This is a genomic window from Cohnella candidum, assembly GCF_003713065.1.
Taxonomy (GTDB): domain Bacteria; phylum Bacillota; class Bacilli; order Paenibacillales; family Paenibacillaceae; genus Cohnella; species Cohnella candidum.
In genome coordinates this window covers 190,757-206,129 of record NZ_CP033433.1, presented here as the reverse complement: position 1 = coordinate 206,129, position 15,373 = coordinate 190,757, and the positions used below count along the sequence as shown (strand labels likewise).

The following is a 15,373-nucleotide window of genomic DNA, read 5'->3' as shown; positions in this document are numbered from 1 at the left end:
CTCAGGAAAGCGCCGGACGGCGGGTATGAAAATCGGTATGGGATTCGTAAGCGTGCGCGGCGCGCAGGACTCCGGATTCGTCGAACGGTTTGCCGATGATTTGCAAGCCGACCGGCAATCCGTCCGCGAAACCGCAAGGAACGCTGATCGCCGGAACGCCGGCCAGGCTGACCGGGATCGTCACGATATCGTTCAGGTACATGGTCAGCGGATCGCCGACCTGTTCGCCGATCGGGAACGCCGCCGTCGGAGCGGTCGGGCCTATTATCAGGTCGTACTTCTCGAACGCCTGGTCGAAGTCGCGCTTGATCAGCGTGCGGACCTGCTGCGCTTTTAAATAGTAAGCATCATAGTAACCGGAGCTGAGCGCATAGGTGCCTAACATGATGCGGCGTTTGACCTCGGGCCCGAAGCCTTCGCTGCGCGAGCGCCGGTAAAGGTCCATGAGGTTGTCCGGATTTGCGGCGCGTACGCCGTAACGGACGCCGTCGAAACGCGCCAGGTTCGAGGATGCCTCCGAGGATGCGAGCAAATAATAAGTGGCGACGGCGTATTCCGTGTGGGGCATCGAAATCTCTTCCCAAACGGCGCCCATCGATTCGAATACCTTCAGCGCCTCGAACACGCGTTCTTTGACGCTGGGATCGATGCCTTGGCCGAGGTACTCCTTCGGCACGCCGATGCGCATGCCGCGAACGTCGCCGGTCAAAGCCGCCGTATAGTCCGGAATGTCCACGTTCGCGGAAGTCGAATCCATCGCGTCGTGTCCGGCGATCGCTTGCAGCACGTAAGCGGCGTCCTCGACGTTTTTGGTGATCGGCCCGATCTGGTCCAGCGAAGAAGCGAACGCGACCAAGCCGAACCGGGAGACGAGACCGTAGGTCGGCTTCAATCCGACGACGCCGCAGTAAGCCGCGGGTTGGCGGATGGAACCGCCGGTATCGGAGCCGAGCGTGAAATACACTTGGCCCGCCGCGACCGCGGCCGCCGAGCCGCCGCTGGAGCCGCCGGGCACGCGGGACTTGTCCCACGGATTGCGTACGGGGCCGTAGGCCGAGTTCTCGTTGGAGCCGCCCATGGCGAATTCGTCCATGTTCAGCTTGCCGACGGTGACGGATTGCGCTTCGCGGAGTTTCCGCACGGCGGTCGCGTCGTAAATCGGGATATGGTTGTCCAGGAACCGGCTGGCGCAAGTCGTGCGAAGCCCTTCCGTGGCCATGTTGTCCTTGATGCCGGCGGGAAGGCCGAACAGCAGTCCCCGTTCTCCTCCGGCCGCCAATTGGTCGTCCAGCGTCCGCGCCTGCCGACGCGCGCCCTCTTCGTCCAGCGTCAAGAAAGCCCCGATCTCTCCGTCTGTGTCGGCAATGCGTTTCAGGGACGCTTCCGTCAGCTCGGATACCGAAAGCTCTTTGTGCGCCAGTTTGTTATGTAAATCCGCCAATCGCAGATCGAAAAGCGACAAAACGGGTTCCTCCTTCAATCACGGGTAAAATGTATGCGAGAATTCACTCGATGACCGCAGGTACCTTGAACTGCCCGTCTTCTTCGTCGGGCGCGTTCGACAACACTTTCTCGATCGGCCAGGACGGCCGCACTTCGTCTTCCCGCATGACATTCGACAGCGGAAGCACGTGGCTGGTCGGCTCCACGTTCGTGGTGTCGAGTTCGTTCAACTTCTCGGCGTATTTCAAAATCGCGTTCAACTGGCCCGCGAACTGCTCTTTCTCCTCCGCGGACAAATCCAGCCGCGCCAAATTCGCGACGTGTTCGACGTCTTTCGCCGTAATGCTCATGGCCGAAATCCCCCTTGCTCATTCCGATGGATGATCATTCATATCATTATATCGGACAACCAGGGCGAACTCAATGACGCCTTGCGCGGGTTCGGATTCATATTCCTCCGCACGGGGTAATACTAATGAACATCACGATCCCGCCCAGAGGGAGGAATAGCCATGCTAGAACCTTATCATTTCGCATCGACGGCTCCGCTTCGGGACGAGGGGGTCATCGAGTTCGCCACGGAGGACTTGGACACTTATCCGAGGCTTCACGACACGATTCGGGATTTCGCCGACGCTGCGGGCCGAAGCGGCACGCTGGATGGCGTATCTTTCCGTTACGACAACTACCGCCAATTGCTGCAGCTGCTGAACCGCCTGCAGAAAGGACTGCTCCGCGAGGAGACCGACAACATTCGTTTCCGTTTGAAGTACGGAGACGACGGTCTTCCGTGGAATCCGCTCTCCACCCTCTTCGAGACGGTTGGCGGACGCGGCGTGTCCGAATATATTCTGCACCGTTATTTTACGACTTTTTTGCAGCCGATCGTTCAGCCGAACGGGCAAATCGTCGGCTACGAGTGCCTGCTTCGCCCGCTTCCCGAGCAAGCTCCGTTCCGCCCGTCGGAATTATTCGAGAAAGCCCGCAAAATCGGTCAGCACTCTTTTCTCGACAGAGAGGCGCGGCATGCCGCGATCCGGATGAGCTCCGCCCATCTTCCCGCCGGCGTGAAGCGTTTCGTCAATTTCCTGCCGTCTTCCCTGTATAGCATGGAAAGCTGCCTGAAGGGGACCTTCGACGCGATCCGGGAAACGGGCACCGATCCCGCGGATGTCGTGTTCGAGGTGGCGGAGACGGAACGGTTGGATCATCCGGAAATCATGAATATTTTCGACCACTACCGGGTTCAAGGCATCCGGCTTGCCGTGGACGACATCGTCTCCGGCTACTCCACGGCCGAGATGATCGACCGCCTCAAACCGGACTACGTGAAGCTGGACCGAAAATGGGTGAACGGGTGCCATCAAGATCCCGATAAACAACGCCACATCGAGAATCTGCTCGAACGGGCGTCCCGCTTCCATGGAGTCGTGCTCGCCGAAGGCGTGGAGCGCGAACAGGAATGGGATTGGCTGCGCCGCGCCGGCGTGCCGTTGCTCCAGGGATACTTGTTCGGATTGGCGGCACCGGTACCCGCTTCGGGCTTACGGTCGCTGTCCAAAATCTAAATAAACGGCAAAAGAGCCGTACGGCAAGCGGGATCACCGCTCCGTACGACTCTTTTTTTGTAATCAGATCCAAGCTTTGAGGTTGACCTGACGGATGAAATCCTCCCGGCTCTGCACCTCTTTATCGTGTTCCTCGAGCGGCTGGTCTCCCCCGTCGCCGCGAACGATCCGATTGAACAGCTCTTCGTTGCGGGTCGCCAGCGCGAAGTCGATGAGCGCTTCCCGTTCGATGCGTTCCGCCTCGAGCTCAAGCAGCGTCTCTTCCAATTCCACGTCCGAAGAAGGGACATAGAATTGCCTGTTCGCCTTGGGTACGCGGATGATATATTCAAAGGCGCTGTCGTTGTTGCGGTCGTATGCGATGACATAGCCGTATTCCCCGATCGGCAGGTTTTGCTCGAAACGGTCTCCGACGACGATGATCCTCTCTCCCAGTTTCAGCACGCCGTTCTCCCCCTCCCTGTTTGAACGCGGTGATACCCTCATCCTACTAAAAAGCATCCCGCCGTGCAAATGGGTAGAAAGTCTGGCATGCGGATAACGGAAACTATCCGTTCAGCGGACGCGTCCGGACTCCTCCGATCGCCAGCCACACGAAGAGGGCAAGCGCCGCGACGGTCGTCGCGGAAGCGCCCCAAACCGCAAGAGGCTCCGAGGCCCGCAAGGAGTTAATCGCTTGAGAGGCGAGCGAGGAAGGCAGAAACTTCAACCCTTGAAAGCCGAATCCTTGGACAATCTGCAGCACGGTTGCACCGGCAAAAGGGATGAACGCGGCGGCTGCCGGCGCATTCATCCAAGCGCCTGCGGCCAGCACGGCCGTGACGATCAGCGCCAGCCAGCCCGCATATGCGATTCCGGCTTTTAGAGCCAAGGCGGTATCGGGGGTACCGATCAGTACCGACGTTTCGTACCAGGCGGCGGCGTAGCCGACTGCGAACGAGGCCAACGTGATCAGCATCGACACCGACCATTTGGACAGCAAATAGGCGAGCGGGGATACCGGCTTCACCAGCACCCATGCGGCGGCGCCGCTCCGGCGTTCTGCGCTGATCATGCCCATAAAACCCAAACATACCGCGAGGATGCCGATAGAACCGAATTGGCTGAGCGTTTGCCCCAGCACTTCCCCAGGGGCGGCGATCGGGATGTCGATCACCGCTCCTTTCGGCAAGGAGCCGGCGGATTTCAAAATATCCGGCATGAACTTGGCGAGCACCGGCTGGGTGATCCCCAGGATCGCGAATACGGCGGGCAGCCAGATCAGCTTGGAGGTGCGGACGGCTTCCGTCCACTCCTTGTTCAACAAGACTAGAAACGCATTCATGATTGCACGGCCTCCATAAACCATTCTTCCAAACTCGGATATCCGGCTTCGAACTGAACAATCGGGATCCGATTCTCCGCCGCGCTGAGCAGGATGCGGGCACGCAGTTCGTCGACCGAATCCGTGCGGAGCTTGCGCTCCCAGCTCTCGCCTTCGGAACGGATCACGCCGGGTAAAGACGGCAATGCCTCCAGCCAAGCCTTGGATGCCGCCCCTTCGGCGGTTTTGATGCGGATCGCGGCCGGTCCCGAGCCGGTTTGCAGTTCATCGAGCGTACCTTGCGCCAGCACCTGTCCTTTATGGAGCAGGATCAAATCGTCGCAGACCTGTTCGGCGTCATGCAAAATATGCGTGGACAGCAGGATCGTCATTTCGTGCTTCCAGCTCCGGATCATGTCCAGCACGTCCCTGCGCCCGACCGGGTCCATCGCGGATACCGGTTCGTCCAGAATCAGCAGTTTCGGCCGATGCACGACCGCTTGGGCCAGCCCGAGACGCTGTTTCATGCCGCCGGAATAGCCGGACACTTTGCGGCGCGCCGCGTCCTTCAGCCCAACCGTTTCGAGCAGCTCCTCCGCCCGGGCGGCCGCCTCTTTCGGGGACAACCCGCAAAGCCGGCCCGCCGTCTCCATCGTTTCCCGCCCTGTCATCCAGCCGAAGAAAGCCGGATTTTGGGGGAGATAACCGATCCAACTGCGGCGGTCACCTTCCAGCCCGGGAAAACGGATCGTCCCGGATGTCGGCTCCAGCAAGCCGGCCAGCATGGACAACGTCGTCGTTTTTCCTGCGCCGTTCGGGCCGAGCAAAGCGACGCAACGCTTTTCGCCGATTCGGAAATCGATGCCTTTGACCGCCTGTGACGTGCCGAATGTCCGCGTCAGGCGCTCTGCTTCGAGTAGGTACACGTCAATCGTTTCCTTTCTTGCCGATCGTGAAGTAGAGAATCGGTCCGATCGTCTGGATGAAAAGGATCACCAGCACCCAGACCCACTTTTTGCCGCCCAATACCGACTCCGCTTTCGCCAACGAGATCAAGGCCGTAATCGCCAAAATAAGTTCGACTGCCGCGAGAGGCAGCAGGGCTTTCATCAACAACGCTTCATCCATTCGTCATTCCTCCGTGTCGTTCGTCGCTTGATTGCTATCGTGTTCGTGCCTGTTTTTGCGTTCCTTCCACCGCAGTAGGAGGAGATACACGACGGTCGGCATGGGAAATTGGATAAATCCCCAAAGTCCCCAAAACCACGCCCTCGCTCCCCGCTTGCGGGCATCCAGGAAAAGCCACGTGCCTTGGGCCAATAAGAGCAGCGCGACCGGAATGAGTACCGGCCAAGCCTCACTCAACGGAACTTTGTTCATGAGGCGCTGCCCCCTCCGCCCATACGCGCGGCCCGCTTGACTTCCGAGATGAGCAAGGGAACTGCGGCGACGGTGGCCGCGGCTTGGAACAGCCAGAATAAGTTTTGCATCCCGGTCATCAGCAGGATCATCAGACCCAAGATCCCGAGCGCAGCCGTCCAAAGGATCGCGAGTTCTCTCCAAAGCTTCCTTTTGGCCTGCCTCTTGCTTTGCTTGACCAGCGCCGTCCAATCGGCGAGCGGAGCGGGTTCCGCCTCGAAAGCGGCGTCCAACTGCGCCCAAGTCTCGTTCAGGGCCTTGAGCAACCGTTCCTCCTGATGGCGGTCATCCGATGGCTTCGTCATCGTTCCACTCCTCCCTGATTTTGCGGATCGCATGATGGACGCGGGATTTTACCGTGCCCGGAGACACCGACATCATGTCCCCGATTTCCTCATACGTGTAACCGTAATAATGTTTAAGCACGAGCGGCATCCGGGTATCATCCGGAAGGCCGGCCAGCAGTTCGTTCAAATCGTTCCAAACGCCTCCGCGGGACAGCGTTTCGAATCGGAGCGCGGCTCCGCTTCTCATCTCCTCGGACAGATGCTCGCGTTCCCGCCGGCGTTTGCGGAGCGTATCCAAGTACAATCGGCTGCCGATCGTGATCAGCCAGGACGAAAATTTGGAGCTTCCGTCATACCGGCCGTAATGCTCGATTGCCCGGACCATCGTCTCCTGCGCCAGATCCTCCGCCAGGGGCCGGTCCATGGTCACCTTGAGCAAATAATGAAAAAGCATGCCGTAATGCTCGCGCAGCAGTACGGCTAAATTCTCGTCGGAAGAAATTCCGGCGGCGGAACGTTTGTCGATGCGGTTCGTCATGGGTCCGTAGGTTCCTGCCTTCCTGGCATGTTCTCCCGATCATTCCGGAACGCCGTTAATACGTCCGAGAAGTTCAAATCGTTCACGTGGTTCTAAAAAATTTTTGGGGGAATTTTTCGAGTGGCGGGAAAACGACAGAAAGACTGCCCTTCGTCCAATGACGATCAGGGCAGTCCTGTTATTCTGTATGGTCAGCTTTCGGTGATTTCATACAGGCGCTCGGGCGAGAGCGTTAACTGACGGGAGCCGTCTTCCGTGATCAGATATGTATTCTCGATGCCGACGACGCCGACGCCTGGGAACGTGAATTTCGGTTCGACCGCCAGCACCATGCCCGCTTCGAGCGGCTCCCGAAATCCCTTGGCCAGAACGGGCCATTCATCGATTTCCAGCCCGATGCCGTGGCCGAGAAATTTGACCTGATCCACACCGAAGCCCATAAAATGTTCGGCCAGTCCCGCTTCCGCCGCCATCGCCAAAGCTTGCTCGTACAGGCTTTCCGGCGTGGTGCCGGGTTTCAGGTTTTCTTCCGTTCGGCGCAGAATGGTGACGGCCGTTTCGTACGCCGTTCTGAGCTGCGGGGATAACGTGCCGATCACGGCCGTGCGCGTCTGGTCGATCGTATAGCCGTCGATGCAGCAGCCGATGTCGATCAGGATCGGTTCGCCCGCTCCGATCGGGCGGAAGCTTGCGCCTTGCGGCACCGCCGTGGAGAGCCCCCTGCCGCCTGCCGGGCCGTCGAAGTAGGTCGGCTCCGCCGCCGCTTCCCCCGCCGCCACCATACCGGTGACGAGTTCTTGGTTGTAACCCCGCATTCTCATGATGCCGGCATGGCCGGCCCGGCGCATGACTTCCTCGATGATCATGATGAGCTCCAGCTCCGTCATGCCGGTTCGCAACCGGCGAATGCCCTCGTCTAACGCATCGGCTGCCGCCCGAGCCGCTTTGCCGATTTTCTCGATTTCGTGTGCGGTTTTGACGCTTCTCACGCGCCGGAGATACGCGGAAGCGTCCTTCCACTCCGCGGCTGGGATGGCTTCGATCAGCCGCAGGTAGAGTTGCGCCGGCAGCACGTCCAGGTCCGCACCGATGGTTGGGCGGGTGCCTTCTGGGAAAATGGCCGGATAATCCGCGGCCAGCTTGGCGCCGAATTGCCGGAACGAGCCCAACTCCGCGGTGGGGACGAGCGACTCGGCTTTCGCTCTCGCGACGCTGCGGCGGACGTAATACGTCGGTTCGCCTTGGGCGGGCACGAACAAGTAGCCGGTCTGCATCGAACCCGTGAAGTAGTAGATGCCGACGTTTTGCGTGACGAGACAGCCGTCCGCCCCCGCTTCTCGCATGATATGTTGTAAGCGGCTCAGCCTGCTTTCTGCTTCCGAGCGAGGAAAAGCTTGCATGGGAGGTCTCTCCTTGGTTGCCGTTTTCCTCATTAGAACAGAGAGGAAGAGCTGCCGTCAACGACAAGGTGAGCGGGACTACGGTGGGATTTCCACACCCTGGATGGTGCTGTAAAATGAAGACGACGAATTAGCCACCCGAGAGGGGGAAGCGCAGTGTCGATCGCGAAGGTGACCGGCGTCCTGGGGGCGCTGCTGGGAATGGCGGGGTCCGTGTGGCTCATTGCAGGCGGGTGGCAGGATATGCATGGCTTCGATTCGCAGACGGCCGAGTATCATAACGGGATGATTTTCGTGCGATACGGGATTGCATTCCTCGTCACCTTCCTCGTGATCGCCTGCCTGGTGACTCGCGGTAATTGGAAATGGTGTCTCTTCATCGGCGTCTGCTGCACACTCTTTTCGTTGATCGGGATGTTCAGCATCGGCTCGGCGCTCATTGGAGGTTCACTGTACGTCAGCATACACAGTTTCCTGAACGTCATGAGACAGCGGGAAATGGCATCCTGATTCTTGTTCCACCCTCAGACGTATACCATTTCCGCCGAGCCCTTGAGATCCCATTCAATCGGCGATATGACGCCGAACATTCGGGGGAACGCAAGATGAACGATCAGCACCACGCCCGGACGGCGCAGCGTCACTTCGTATCCGAGCGTGTCATTCCTGTACGTATACGGGAAGCTTACTTCCGGACCGATGACCGCAAACTGCAGGACTCTTACGGGTTCCTTCAGGAAACTCCCCGGCAAAGGCGCAAGCCCCTCGTCCAGGCGCAGGTTTTCCCGTAAGTAGGCGAGGGCAGCCATTTCCGCCCGATCGGCGTCCAAAGCGAGCTCACCAACCTCGAGCTTGTCCCGGTCCACCTGCTGGGCAGCCGCGTGAGCAGCCCGGTTCACCGCCCTCTTCGCTTCATGGACGGTTCCCAGCGCCAGCTCTTCGTCCATCTGCAAAGCGTGAAGCATCCACCAGATTACGGTCATCATCACGGCGAAGACCAGCTTTGCCATGGGCTCCTCCTTCCCCCTCCACGGCCCTCATCCATTCTGCCCCTTCATCCCCTATGGCACATACTCGCTCATTTTCATCCCTCCGGCGGACAAACGCGCGCTTTCCGGCGGCGGAGCGATACCGATCAACCGGTCAATGTCGAGCAAACGGTCATACGGGTACCGAATCGTCAGCTTTAACCCGACACCACGAGGAAGCGGGGAGAACGAATCGTCCGCCGGCACTCCGGTCGTGGAGGACAGCTCATATTCCAATCCCCCTGGCTGAAAGCCGTGCGAAGCCAGCCGGTCCCGAGATTCGGCGATCATCCCGCCGTCGATATAACCGTATGTGCCGCTTGCGCCGACCTCCAGCAAGTAGTCCGCTTCCTGTTGAAGCAGCGCTTGCCGGATGACCAGCACGTGTTTGTAAACCGGCGAAAACATCAGCCAGCAAAACAGCGCGGCGAACAGGACGAAGACGAGCAGCTGCTTCATGGGCTGATGCGGGAAATCCCGTCCGCCATCCGGTTCCCCGAATCGCGGATCTTCTCCTGCATGCCGCCTTCGCCCTGAACCGACGAAGCGTACAAAGATACGACCGTCGCGATCAGCAGCACGGTCATCAACAATTGCCGCATGGTTCGTCCCCTCCTTGCCTTACGGCTGCAAATTGCCGAGCGTCGTATTGGCGGTCGTTCCTTGGTTCTCGATCCGCGCCCTCGTCCCGGTATTGTCCTGGGCAATGATGGCGTTGAACATCAGCGCGACGACGATGAGCATCATCACCGTAATCAAAATATTCCTCACCCTGCTTCCTCCTCTCCTAAGGATTCAAAGCATCGAACAGTTGGGCCGCTTCCTGCACCCAGGGGTACAGAAAGACTTGAAACGTATACAGCACCGGGATGCCCGCCAGCACGAACAGCGCATAGGAAGCCGTCTCCTTGCGGCCATCCCGGGCCAGCTCGATTTTCGCCTTGTACTCGCGAAGCATTTCCCTCAGCAGATCATACCCCTCTTCACTCTCGTGGAGCCTGAGCGAGCGAAGGCATTCCGAGAATCCGAAAGCTTCGTCGGTACCCAGCCGCTCCTGAAAAATCCGCAGCGCCCTGTCCGGGTCATGGTACCATTCGTTCAACATAAGCCCCATCTCATGCCGGATGATTCTGGTGAGCGGGAGACACCTCATCAATTTGCCGTGAAGATGAAGTCTCGAACCCGTGTAGTAGAGCAGTTGGCTGCCCGCGGCGATCAGTTCCCTCCGGATTCGGTCCGTGCGGTAACGTCTTAACGCATGCAAGGCCATCCCGTCGAACCATGCCGCGAGTACCGCGGACGTCGCGGCGATAAGACACTCCAGCTCGTGAAGCCGCCACCCCAACGCCGAAACAACGAGGAGTAAGCACATAATGATTCTGCGCCACGCCAGATAGAGGACCGGATCCATCCGGAACCCGCATCCCGCCAGCAGTACTTTGCGCTCATGCAATGCCTGGCTGTCCCGGTCCGCCCGGCACAATTTCACCAACCAAGGAGGCAGGTCCAAGGAGCGCCAAGCCTTGCGCGCAATCTTCCAACGGGCGCGCCGCGGCCGGAAAACCACCCCTCTCAAAATCGCGGCAAACCCGGCAAAGCCGAGCGCGAACGCCGGCAGCCAACCGCTCCAAGAAAGGAGAAACCGTTCGTACGCCGCCATCCAGTCAAACTCCTTTCTTCTACAGCTTCCTGCGGGATAAAAAGACGCCCATCAGCAGTGAACCGAACAACAGCGCCAACGCATTCAGCAGCATGCCTCTGCCTGTCGGGTCCGTCACGTAAGCCCGATAGCTCCCTTCCGGATTCAACCGGAAATTGATGCCCAAAAACAGAACCAGAAACAACGCCGGTGTGAAGTTGGCCAGCCGGATTTCGAGCATTTTATGGCGCTCCTGCTGGTTCGCCAGCTGGGATTTGCGCATGTCGCCGATTAACTCCTTCAAGTTTCCGGCCACATTGTTGCCTTCCGTCAAAGCGACCTTCAGGATGCTGCCGAAGTAGTCGGCCCATGGATGGCCGAAAGCGAGCGAGAACCTGCGCAAGCTTTCCTCGTCGTTGCCGGTCACGGAGAGGTGCCGGGACAGCTGCCCGAACACGGCCTGCACTTCCCCGGGAAGGCGCCGCTCCTCGACCGTTTTCTGCAATGCGGTTCGTACGTGGCGGCATCCCGTAATCAAATAGCATTGGTAAAACAGTTCGACGGCCGGCAAAAACTCCAGCCGCGTCGCCATCTGACGGCTGACGAGGCGCATTCGAAGCAGCACGTAAGGCAGACCGCCCATCATTGCGGCAAGCAAAGCGGCGGAACGACCCGTTTGGAACAGCGCCAACCCGCCGGAGAACCCCAAACATCCCAGAAAGGCGGACACCGCGAAAAACGCGCCCGGCGCCGTTCCCCAGCCGACCGCCGAAAGCAGGTCCGCCATATGGACGTAAGCTCCGCCGAACATTCGCCTTCCCCGGTCGTAGACCGGAGGTTTTCCCGGCTTCGACACTCTTCTGCCGGCCAAGCGATGCCGCAGCGCCACCCGATCCCAAATCGCGGCCAAACCGAACCACAAACCCGCGAACATAAGTAGGAACAGCAGCGCGCACAAAGAAAGCAATGTTAAGTCGGACATCCTTCCACGCCTCCCCGCTCCCGCAGCCAAGCGTATCCCTCGGGATCCCATTGCCTGATCCGTTCGGAGCCCTTGGCCGTAAAGCGCTCCGGAAACGTCCATCGGTCGCCCTGTTCCTCGTATTTCACGAGGTCTCGGACCCGGATCTCCCCTTGTTCCCAGCAGAACTCCCCGATTCGCACGAGTCTCCTCACGCCGCCGACCAACCGCATTTCAAGTCCGATATGCGTCACGTGCTCGGCGATCCTTCTGGCCAATCGGACCGGGTTCATGCCGCGCCCATCGAGCAGGCACATGTCGGCGATCGTATCCGGCACGTCCTCGAGCGAGCTGACGTGAACGGAGGTGATGCTGCCTTCGTGGCCGCGCGTGCAGGCGCGAACGTAAATGTTCGCGTCCTCGTCGCGGATCTCCGCATGGCAGATGCGCTGGGGTGACTGCCGAAGCGCAAGCTTGAAAGCTTGCCGCGGCCCGTGCACCGCATCGTCCTCGTCCGCCTCGTATTCCACCACGTTTTTGCCGGGAAAGTCGCGCGCCAGCATCAGTTCGTGGCGGGTCTCGATCGTGACGATCCTCTCTTCGTCGGGCATTGCCGCGATCAAGGTTTTGATCAAGTGCGTCTTGCCGGTATTGGTGGATCCGATAACGACGAGGTTGAAACGGCTCTTCACAAGGATCAACAGCAGCCTCTTCACGTCCTCGTCGATCGTCCGGTATTCCGGACGGCACAGCGTGTCCAAATCGAAACGGCGAACCGTATAAAACCGGATGGTCAGCGTCGGCTGAGCCGTATAACCGAAACCCGTCATCGTCACCCGCGAGCCGTCCAGCAGCACCACTTCGGCCCAACGTTTTCGGGGGTTGATGCGGTCGTTGTTGAACAGGACGAGGTTTTGCTGAATTCGCTCCACCTGGGAGATTTCCTGGAACCGATACGGAGACGGAACCGCCCGACCGTCTCTCACCTCGAAGATCCGAGTACCGACAACCTGCACTTCCTCCAATCCTTCGCGGTTTCGCAGGACGAGCTCGAGCATATTCATGCCGATCACCTCGGCGAACAGCGCTTCCGCCAGCGTGCCATACGCAAGACCGCCGACGCTCACGTGCTGAAGCCGTTTGCGGATGATCCAGTCGGAGATGACGGCGAGCATTTCCGCCCGCTCCTGCGGAAACCCGATGACGGCGCGGTTCAGTTTTTCGGCGTACTTCCGGCGTTCCTCCTCGCTCCACCCCCGAGGCGCAGCGAGCATCAGCCGAACTTCATCGGTCAGCGCACGAAGGGGCGCCAAACCGGCTGCTTCATCGGAACCTTCGCCCAGCCCCGCTGCCCGCACGCCGTTCTCTGCCTGCTGCAGTTCGGAAGCATAGGCTGTGGCCGAAAACTTGCCGCTCCCTCCGCTCATCCGTCCTTCCGCCTATGCGCCATCAGCCTTTTCAGCCAAGGACGCTCCGTGAGTTTCAGGCGTTCTTCCCAATTCAACCGCCGTAATAAAGGCACCGCAACCGGGTCGAAAACTTCGGCATTCCGTTCCTGGGAAGCCAGCCATTCGTCCAGCCTTCCGCTGTCCAGCTGAAGATGGACGCTTTCGAGCAGCTTCAGCTCGGCAAAGGACGGACTGCCGATTTCTTTGCGAATCTCTTTCATTCCGAATCCTCCCGTCGATCTGTGGGTTCCCTGCAGCAGAATCACCCCGAATCGCTCGGCCGAAAGGCCGAACAATGAACCGACCTGCCCCGTCCATCGCTGGACGTCCTCCTGAAAATGGCTCAAGCTGCCGGTCGTCACCAGAAACCGGTCATCCGCGTTTTTCATTGCGCATACCGTCGCGGCGTTGTCCCAATAGGCACTGACATCGGCTATCGTCAAATCGAACGCTTGGCGGGAGGCTTCGAGCAGACGGCCGATATCCTCCGGCTCGTAATACTCCGCCTGTTCGCGGGCCAGATTGCCGAACAGGACTTGAAGTCCGCCCAGCTTCGGCAGCCGATAGGCGTAGCGGGAGAGCCGGTCCGCGGTCAGCGTTCCCGCCCGCAGCTCCGGACGCAAGCCGTCAAGCGTCACTTGCGGCTTATCGACGCCCAGGTACAGATGCGTCTTCGCGCTTTTCAAGTTCAGACACAGAAAGCCGACTTTCCGGCCCGTCGCCTCCGCGATCCGGTAAGCGGTCCCGAATGCGGTAAGCGTCGTCCCGATGTTCGGCGTGGAGCCGGCAAATGCCGCCAGCCTTCCGCTCATCGCTCCGTCTCCCCCTCACCTTGGCCGCCCAAACCGGAGGAATCGAAGGCTACGACCAGCTTGGCCTTGCCCGTTTTGCACGCCGAATCGATCGCCAGCCACTGCTCTTCCGTCAAATTCAAGTTGACCGAATCGATCGTCCCGTTCGCATCCCTCCGCGAAGCGTACATGCTTTCCTTATTGCCGCTGGCCATCGAAAGAAGATTCGGGTTTTTGGGATTGTCCAGCTCGAGGTTTGCCGCGGTTTTCACGCCGGCGACAATGACGGAGTGTTCGAACAGGCGCCGCGATGGGGACGATTCGTCCGACAAATACACGAAAACGGTGTCCCCCGCCCGAATGCCGCTGGAAACGGATTTCACATACTCTCGCGGAATCTGGAACGTCGCTTCGCCCGCCCCGGGGAGCAGCCGATAGCGGTCCAACTTCCATCGAAGCAGCGGCTCTCCGGCCCCGAGCGGAGCGGACGCCTCCATTCCGACGGCTTCCTCCGGATGAAGGATCATGTCCTCCGTCACGGCCGCGCGGGGCAGCGTTCGGGTCTCCAGATGCTCCAGCGCCAGCATCGCGCCCATCGGCACGAACCGCTTCGGAACGACGACCTCTATCGTTTCTTGGAGCTTGACCTGCCTGAGCTGCAGCGCATAAACGCCGTATACCAACGCGCCGGACAGCACGGCGGCCGACAAGCTGATCGCGATTTGCCTTTTCCGGTTCATTCCTCCACCTTCTTTCGGAAAAATAAAAAACGCAGGCGCGGAGAGGTCTCCGCAGCCTGCGTGCTTCGCAGTCATGCATGAAATGCTTTGTAGGAAAAGCTTGGTAAGGCTCACTATATCAAATGCATTATAGGGTGTAAAGCCCCTTTTTTCAATTTACTTCAACATGCCGCCCGTCAAGCGCGAACGTACGGATTCTCCCGCTTTTCTTCCCCGATCGTCGTGTCCGGACCGTGTCCGGGAAGCACGAGCACATCCTCCGCCAGCGTATACAGCTTCTCCCGGATGGAGCGTTCGAGTTGACCGGAATTCCCGCCGGGCAGATCCGTCCTGCCCACCGAACGCCGAAACAGCGCGTCGCCCGCGAACAGGAGATCGCCGCACAGAAAGCTGACGCTCCCCGGGGAATGGCCCGGCGTATGCAGCACCTTGAACGTTTCACCCAGCAGTTCCAGTTCGTCACCGTCCGCCAGCAGCCGGTCCGCCGGTTGACCCGCGATGGGCGGGGTGGCTTCCGGCCAGCGAAGAGAGCCGTTTTTGGCCGGATCCGTCAGCCAATCTTTCTCCGCCGAGTGGATGAACACAGGGCAGCCGAAGCGGCGACGAACCTCTTCCACGCCCCCGATGTGGTCGAAGTGGGCATGCGTGAGAAGAATGGCTTCTACCTGAAAGCCGTCCAGCCTGCGAATCAGAGCCGCGTCCGGCGTACCGGGATCGATCACGATCGCCCGCGTCCGTCCCGCGTCCGTCACGACGTAAGCGTTCGTGCCGAGAGGTCCGAGCGTGAAGGTCTGAAAAGTCATCATGC

At 59.7% G+C, this 15,373-nt stretch carries 22 protein-coding genes; 2 read left to right on the top strand and 20 right to left on the bottom strand.

The genetic code is table 11. The annotated features are described in order from the left end of the window. Position 1: 1 nt before the first annotated feature. Both gatA and gatC read right to left on the bottom strand, forming a co-directional pair. Positions 2–1,462 carry an Asp-tRNA(Asn)/Glu-tRNA(Gln) amidotransferase subunit GatA gene (gene gatA, locus EAV92_RS00895; RefSeq protein WP_123039352.1) on the bottom strand — a complete coding sequence of 487 codons (1,461 nt, stop codon included), beginning with the start codon at positions 1,460–1,462 and terminating at the stop codon, positions 2–4. A gap of 43 nt (positions 1,463–1,505) precedes the next feature. After that, positions 1,506–1,793, bottom strand: coding sequence for an Asp-tRNA(Asn)/Glu-tRNA(Gln) amidotransferase subunit GatC (gene gatC, locus EAV92_RS00890; RefSeq protein WP_123039351.1), 288 nt, complete (start codon positions 1,791–1,793; stop codon positions 1,506–1,508). Positions 1,794–1,955: 162 nt separating this feature from the next. Between gatC and EAV92_RS00885 the strand changes: the two genes are divergently transcribed. After that, on the top strand, positions 1,956–3,011 hold the full coding sequence (locus tag EAV92_RS00885; RefSeq protein ID WP_123039350.1) for an EAL domain-containing protein: 1,056 nt from the start codon (positions 1,956–1,958) through the stop codon (positions 3,009–3,011). 63 nt (positions 3,012–3,074) lie between these two features. On the opposite strand, the gene EAV92_RS00880 is transcribed toward EAV92_RS00885, so the two are convergent. The 8 genes from EAV92_RS00880 to EAV92_RS00845 all read right to left on the bottom strand — a co-directional run bounded on the left by EAV92_RS00880 (position 3,075) and on the right by EAV92_RS00845 (position 7,958). Further along, the gene (locus EAV92_RS00880; protein WP_123039349.1) at positions 3,075–3,455 is read right to left on the bottom strand and encodes an ATPase; all 381 of its coding nucleotides are present in this window, start codon (positions 3,453–3,455) and stop codon (positions 3,075–3,077) included. 103 nt (positions 3,456–3,558) lie between these two features. Further along, a complete protein-coding gene (locus EAV92_RS00875) occupies positions 3,559–4,335 on the bottom strand; it encodes an ABC transporter permease subunit (protein ID WP_123039348.1) in 777 nt (258 codons plus the stop codon). Continuing rightward, on the bottom strand, positions 4,332–5,240 hold the full coding sequence (locus tag EAV92_RS00870; protein ID WP_123039347.1) for an ABC transporter ATP-binding protein: 909 nt from the start codon (positions 5,238–5,240) through the stop codon (positions 4,332–4,334). The genes EAV92_RS00875 and EAV92_RS00870 overlap by 4 nt, the downstream gene beginning before the upstream one ends. Before the next feature lies 1 nt (position 5,241). After that, positions 5,242–5,442, bottom strand: coding sequence for a PLD nuclease N-terminal domain-containing protein (locus tag EAV92_RS00865; RefSeq protein ID WP_123039346.1), 201 nt, complete (start codon positions 5,440–5,442; stop codon positions 5,242–5,244). A gap of 3 nt (positions 5,443–5,445) precedes the next feature. Further along, positions 5,446–5,694 (bottom strand): hypothetical protein, encoded by a 249-nt coding sequence (locus EAV92_RS00860; protein WP_123039345.1) that lies wholly within the window; start codon positions 5,692–5,694, stop codon positions 5,446–5,448. Beyond that, the gene (locus tag EAV92_RS00855; RefSeq protein ID WP_123039344.1) at positions 5,691–6,038 is read right to left on the bottom strand and encodes a YxlC family protein; all 348 of its coding nucleotides are present in this window, start codon (positions 6,036–6,038) and stop codon (positions 5,691–5,693) included. The genes EAV92_RS00860 and EAV92_RS00855 overlap by 4 nt, the downstream gene beginning before the upstream one ends. After that, the gene (locus tag EAV92_RS00850) at positions 6,019–6,558 is read right to left on the bottom strand and encodes a sigma-70 family RNA polymerase sigma factor (RefSeq protein WP_123039343.1); all 540 of its coding nucleotides are present in this window, start codon (positions 6,556–6,558) and stop codon (positions 6,019–6,021) included. The genes EAV92_RS00855 and EAV92_RS00850 overlap by 20 nt, the downstream gene beginning before the upstream one ends. 191 nt (positions 6,559–6,749) lie before the next feature. Further along, positions 6,750–7,958, bottom strand: coding sequence for a M24 family metallopeptidase (locus EAV92_RS00845; protein WP_123039342.1), 1,209 nt, complete (start codon positions 7,956–7,958; stop codon positions 6,750–6,752). Positions 7,959–8,114: 156 nt separating this feature from the next. Between EAV92_RS00845 and EAV92_RS00840 the strand changes: the two genes are divergently transcribed. Then, positions 8,115–8,468: a hypothetical protein gene (locus EAV92_RS00840; protein ID WP_123039341.1), complete on the top strand. Its 354-nt coding sequence runs from the start codon at positions 8,115–8,117 to the stop codon at positions 8,466–8,468. 14 nt (positions 8,469–8,482) lie between these two features. On the opposite strand, the gene EAV92_RS00835 is transcribed toward EAV92_RS00840, so the two are convergent. From EAV92_RS00835 to EAV92_RS00800, 10 genes are all read right to left on the bottom strand, one after another. Continuing rightward, positions 8,483–8,968: a hypothetical protein gene (locus EAV92_RS00835; protein WP_123039340.1), complete on the bottom strand. Its 486-nt coding sequence runs from the start codon at positions 8,966–8,968 to the stop codon at positions 8,483–8,485. Positions 8,969–9,019: 51 nt separating this feature from the next. Continuing rightward, the gene (locus EAV92_RS00830) at positions 9,020–9,445 is read right to left on the bottom strand and encodes a hypothetical protein (protein WP_123039339.1); all 426 of its coding nucleotides are present in this window, start codon (positions 9,443–9,445) and stop codon (positions 9,020–9,022) included. After that, the gene (locus EAV92_RS24345; RefSeq protein ID WP_164472585.1) at positions 9,442–9,588 is read right to left on the bottom strand and encodes a hypothetical protein; all 147 of its coding nucleotides are present in this window, start codon (positions 9,586–9,588) and stop codon (positions 9,442–9,444) included. Before EAV92_RS24345 ends, EAV92_RS00830 begins: the two co-directional genes overlap by 4 nt. A gap of 19 nt (positions 9,589–9,607) precedes the next feature. Then, positions 9,608–9,757 (bottom strand): hypothetical protein, encoded by a 150-nt coding sequence (locus EAV92_RS24340; protein WP_164472584.1) that lies wholly within the window; start codon positions 9,755–9,757, stop codon positions 9,608–9,610. Between the two features lie 16 nt (positions 9,758–9,773). After that, a complete protein-coding gene (locus EAV92_RS00825; RefSeq protein ID WP_123039338.1) occupies positions 9,774–10,646 on the bottom strand; it encodes a hypothetical protein in 873 nt (290 codons plus the stop codon). Positions 10,647–10,665: 19 nt separating this feature from the next. Beyond that, entirely contained in the window at positions 10,666–11,607 is a 942-nt protein-coding gene (locus EAV92_RS00820; protein ID WP_123039337.1) for a type II secretion system F family protein, read from the bottom strand. Further along, positions 11,595–13,013: an ATPase, T2SS/T4P/T4SS family gene (locus EAV92_RS00815; RefSeq protein ID WP_123039336.1), complete on the bottom strand. Its 1,419-nt coding sequence runs from the start codon at positions 13,011–13,013 to the stop codon at positions 11,595–11,597. The genes EAV92_RS00820 and EAV92_RS00815 overlap by 13 nt, the downstream gene beginning before the upstream one ends. Beyond that, entirely contained in the window at positions 13,010–13,846 is an 837-nt protein-coding gene (locus EAV92_RS00810) for a CpaE/TadZ family protein (RefSeq protein ID WP_123039335.1), read from the bottom strand. The genes EAV92_RS00815 and EAV92_RS00810 overlap by 4 nt, the downstream gene beginning before the upstream one ends. Then, positions 13,843–14,565, bottom strand: coding sequence for an SAF domain-containing protein (locus EAV92_RS00805; RefSeq protein WP_123039334.1), 723 nt, complete (start codon positions 14,563–14,565; stop codon positions 13,843–13,845). Before EAV92_RS00805 ends, EAV92_RS00810 begins: the two co-directional genes overlap by 4 nt. 176 nt (positions 14,566–14,741) lie before the next feature. After that, complete coding sequence (locus EAV92_RS00800; RefSeq protein ID WP_123039333.1) at positions 14,742–15,371, bottom strand: MBL fold metallo-hydrolase; 630 nt, start codon at positions 15,369–15,371, stop codon at positions 14,742–14,744. Positions 15,372–15,373 lie beyond the last annotated feature (2 nt).

Excerpts from the sequence above, each read along its gene's own strand:
- gatC (WP_123039351.1), bottom strand. The coding sequence starts at position 1,793 with ATGAGCATTACGGCGAAAGACGTCGAACACGTCGCGAATTTGGCGCGG.
- EAV92_RS00885 (WP_123039350.1), top strand. The coding sequence starts at position 1,956 with ATGCTAGAACCTTATCATTTCGCATCGACGGCTCCGCTTCGGGACGAG.
- EAV92_RS00875 (WP_123039348.1), bottom strand. The coding sequence starts at position 4,335 with ATGAATGCGTTTCTAGTCTTGTTGAACAAGGAGTGGACGGAAGCCGTC.
- EAV92_RS00865 (WP_123039346.1), bottom strand. The coding sequence starts at position 5,442 with ATGGATGAAGCGTTGTTGATGAAAGCCCTGCTGCCTCTCGCGGCAGTC.
- EAV92_RS00860 (WP_123039345.1), bottom strand. The coding sequence starts at position 5,694 with ATGAACAAAGTTCCGTTGAGTGAGGCTTGGCCGGTACTCATTCCGGTC.
- EAV92_RS00855 (WP_123039344.1), bottom strand. The coding sequence starts at position 6,038 with ATGACGAAGCCATCGGATGACCGCCATCAGGAGGAACGGTTGCTCAAG.
- EAV92_RS00850 (WP_123039343.1), bottom strand. The coding sequence starts at position 6,558 with ATGACGAACCGCATCGACAAACGTTCCGCCGCCGGAATTTCTTCCGAC.
- EAV92_RS00845 (WP_123039342.1), bottom strand. The coding sequence starts at position 7,958 with ATGCAAGCTTTTCCTCGCTCGGAAGCAGAAAGCAGGCTGAGCCGCTTA.
- EAV92_RS00835 (WP_123039340.1), bottom strand. The coding sequence starts at position 8,968 with ATGGCAAAGCTGGTCTTCGCCGTGATGATGACCGTAATCTGGTGGATG.
- EAV92_RS00830 (WP_123039339.1), bottom strand. The coding sequence starts at position 9,445 with ATGAAGCAGCTGCTCGTCTTCGTCCTGTTCGCCGCGCTGTTTTGCTGG.
- EAV92_RS24345 (WP_164472585.1), bottom strand. The coding sequence starts at position 9,588 with ATGCGGCAATTGTTGATGACCGTGCTGCTGATCGCGACGGTCGTATCT.
- EAV92_RS00825 (WP_123039338.1), bottom strand. The coding sequence starts at position 10,646 with ATGGCGGCGTACGAACGGTTTCTCCTTTCTTGGAGCGGTTGGCTGCCG.
- EAV92_RS00820 (WP_123039337.1), bottom strand. The coding sequence starts at position 11,607 with ATGTCCGACTTAACATTGCTTTCTTTGTGCGCGCTGCTGTTCCTACTT.
- EAV92_RS00815 (WP_123039336.1), bottom strand. The coding sequence starts at position 13,013 with ATGAGCGGAGGGAGCGGCAAGTTTTCGGCCACAGCCTATGCTTCCGAA.
- EAV92_RS00810 (WP_123039335.1), bottom strand. The coding sequence starts at position 13,846 with ATGAGCGGAAGGCTGGCGGCATTTGCCGGCTCCACGCCGAACATCGGG.
- EAV92_RS00805 (WP_123039334.1), bottom strand. The coding sequence starts at position 14,565 with ATGAACCGGAAAAGGCAAATCGCGATCAGCTTGTCGGCCGCCGTGCTG.
- EAV92_RS00800 (WP_123039333.1), bottom strand. The coding sequence starts at position 15,371 with ATGATGACTTTTCAGACCTTCACGCTCGGACCTCTCGGCACGAACGCT.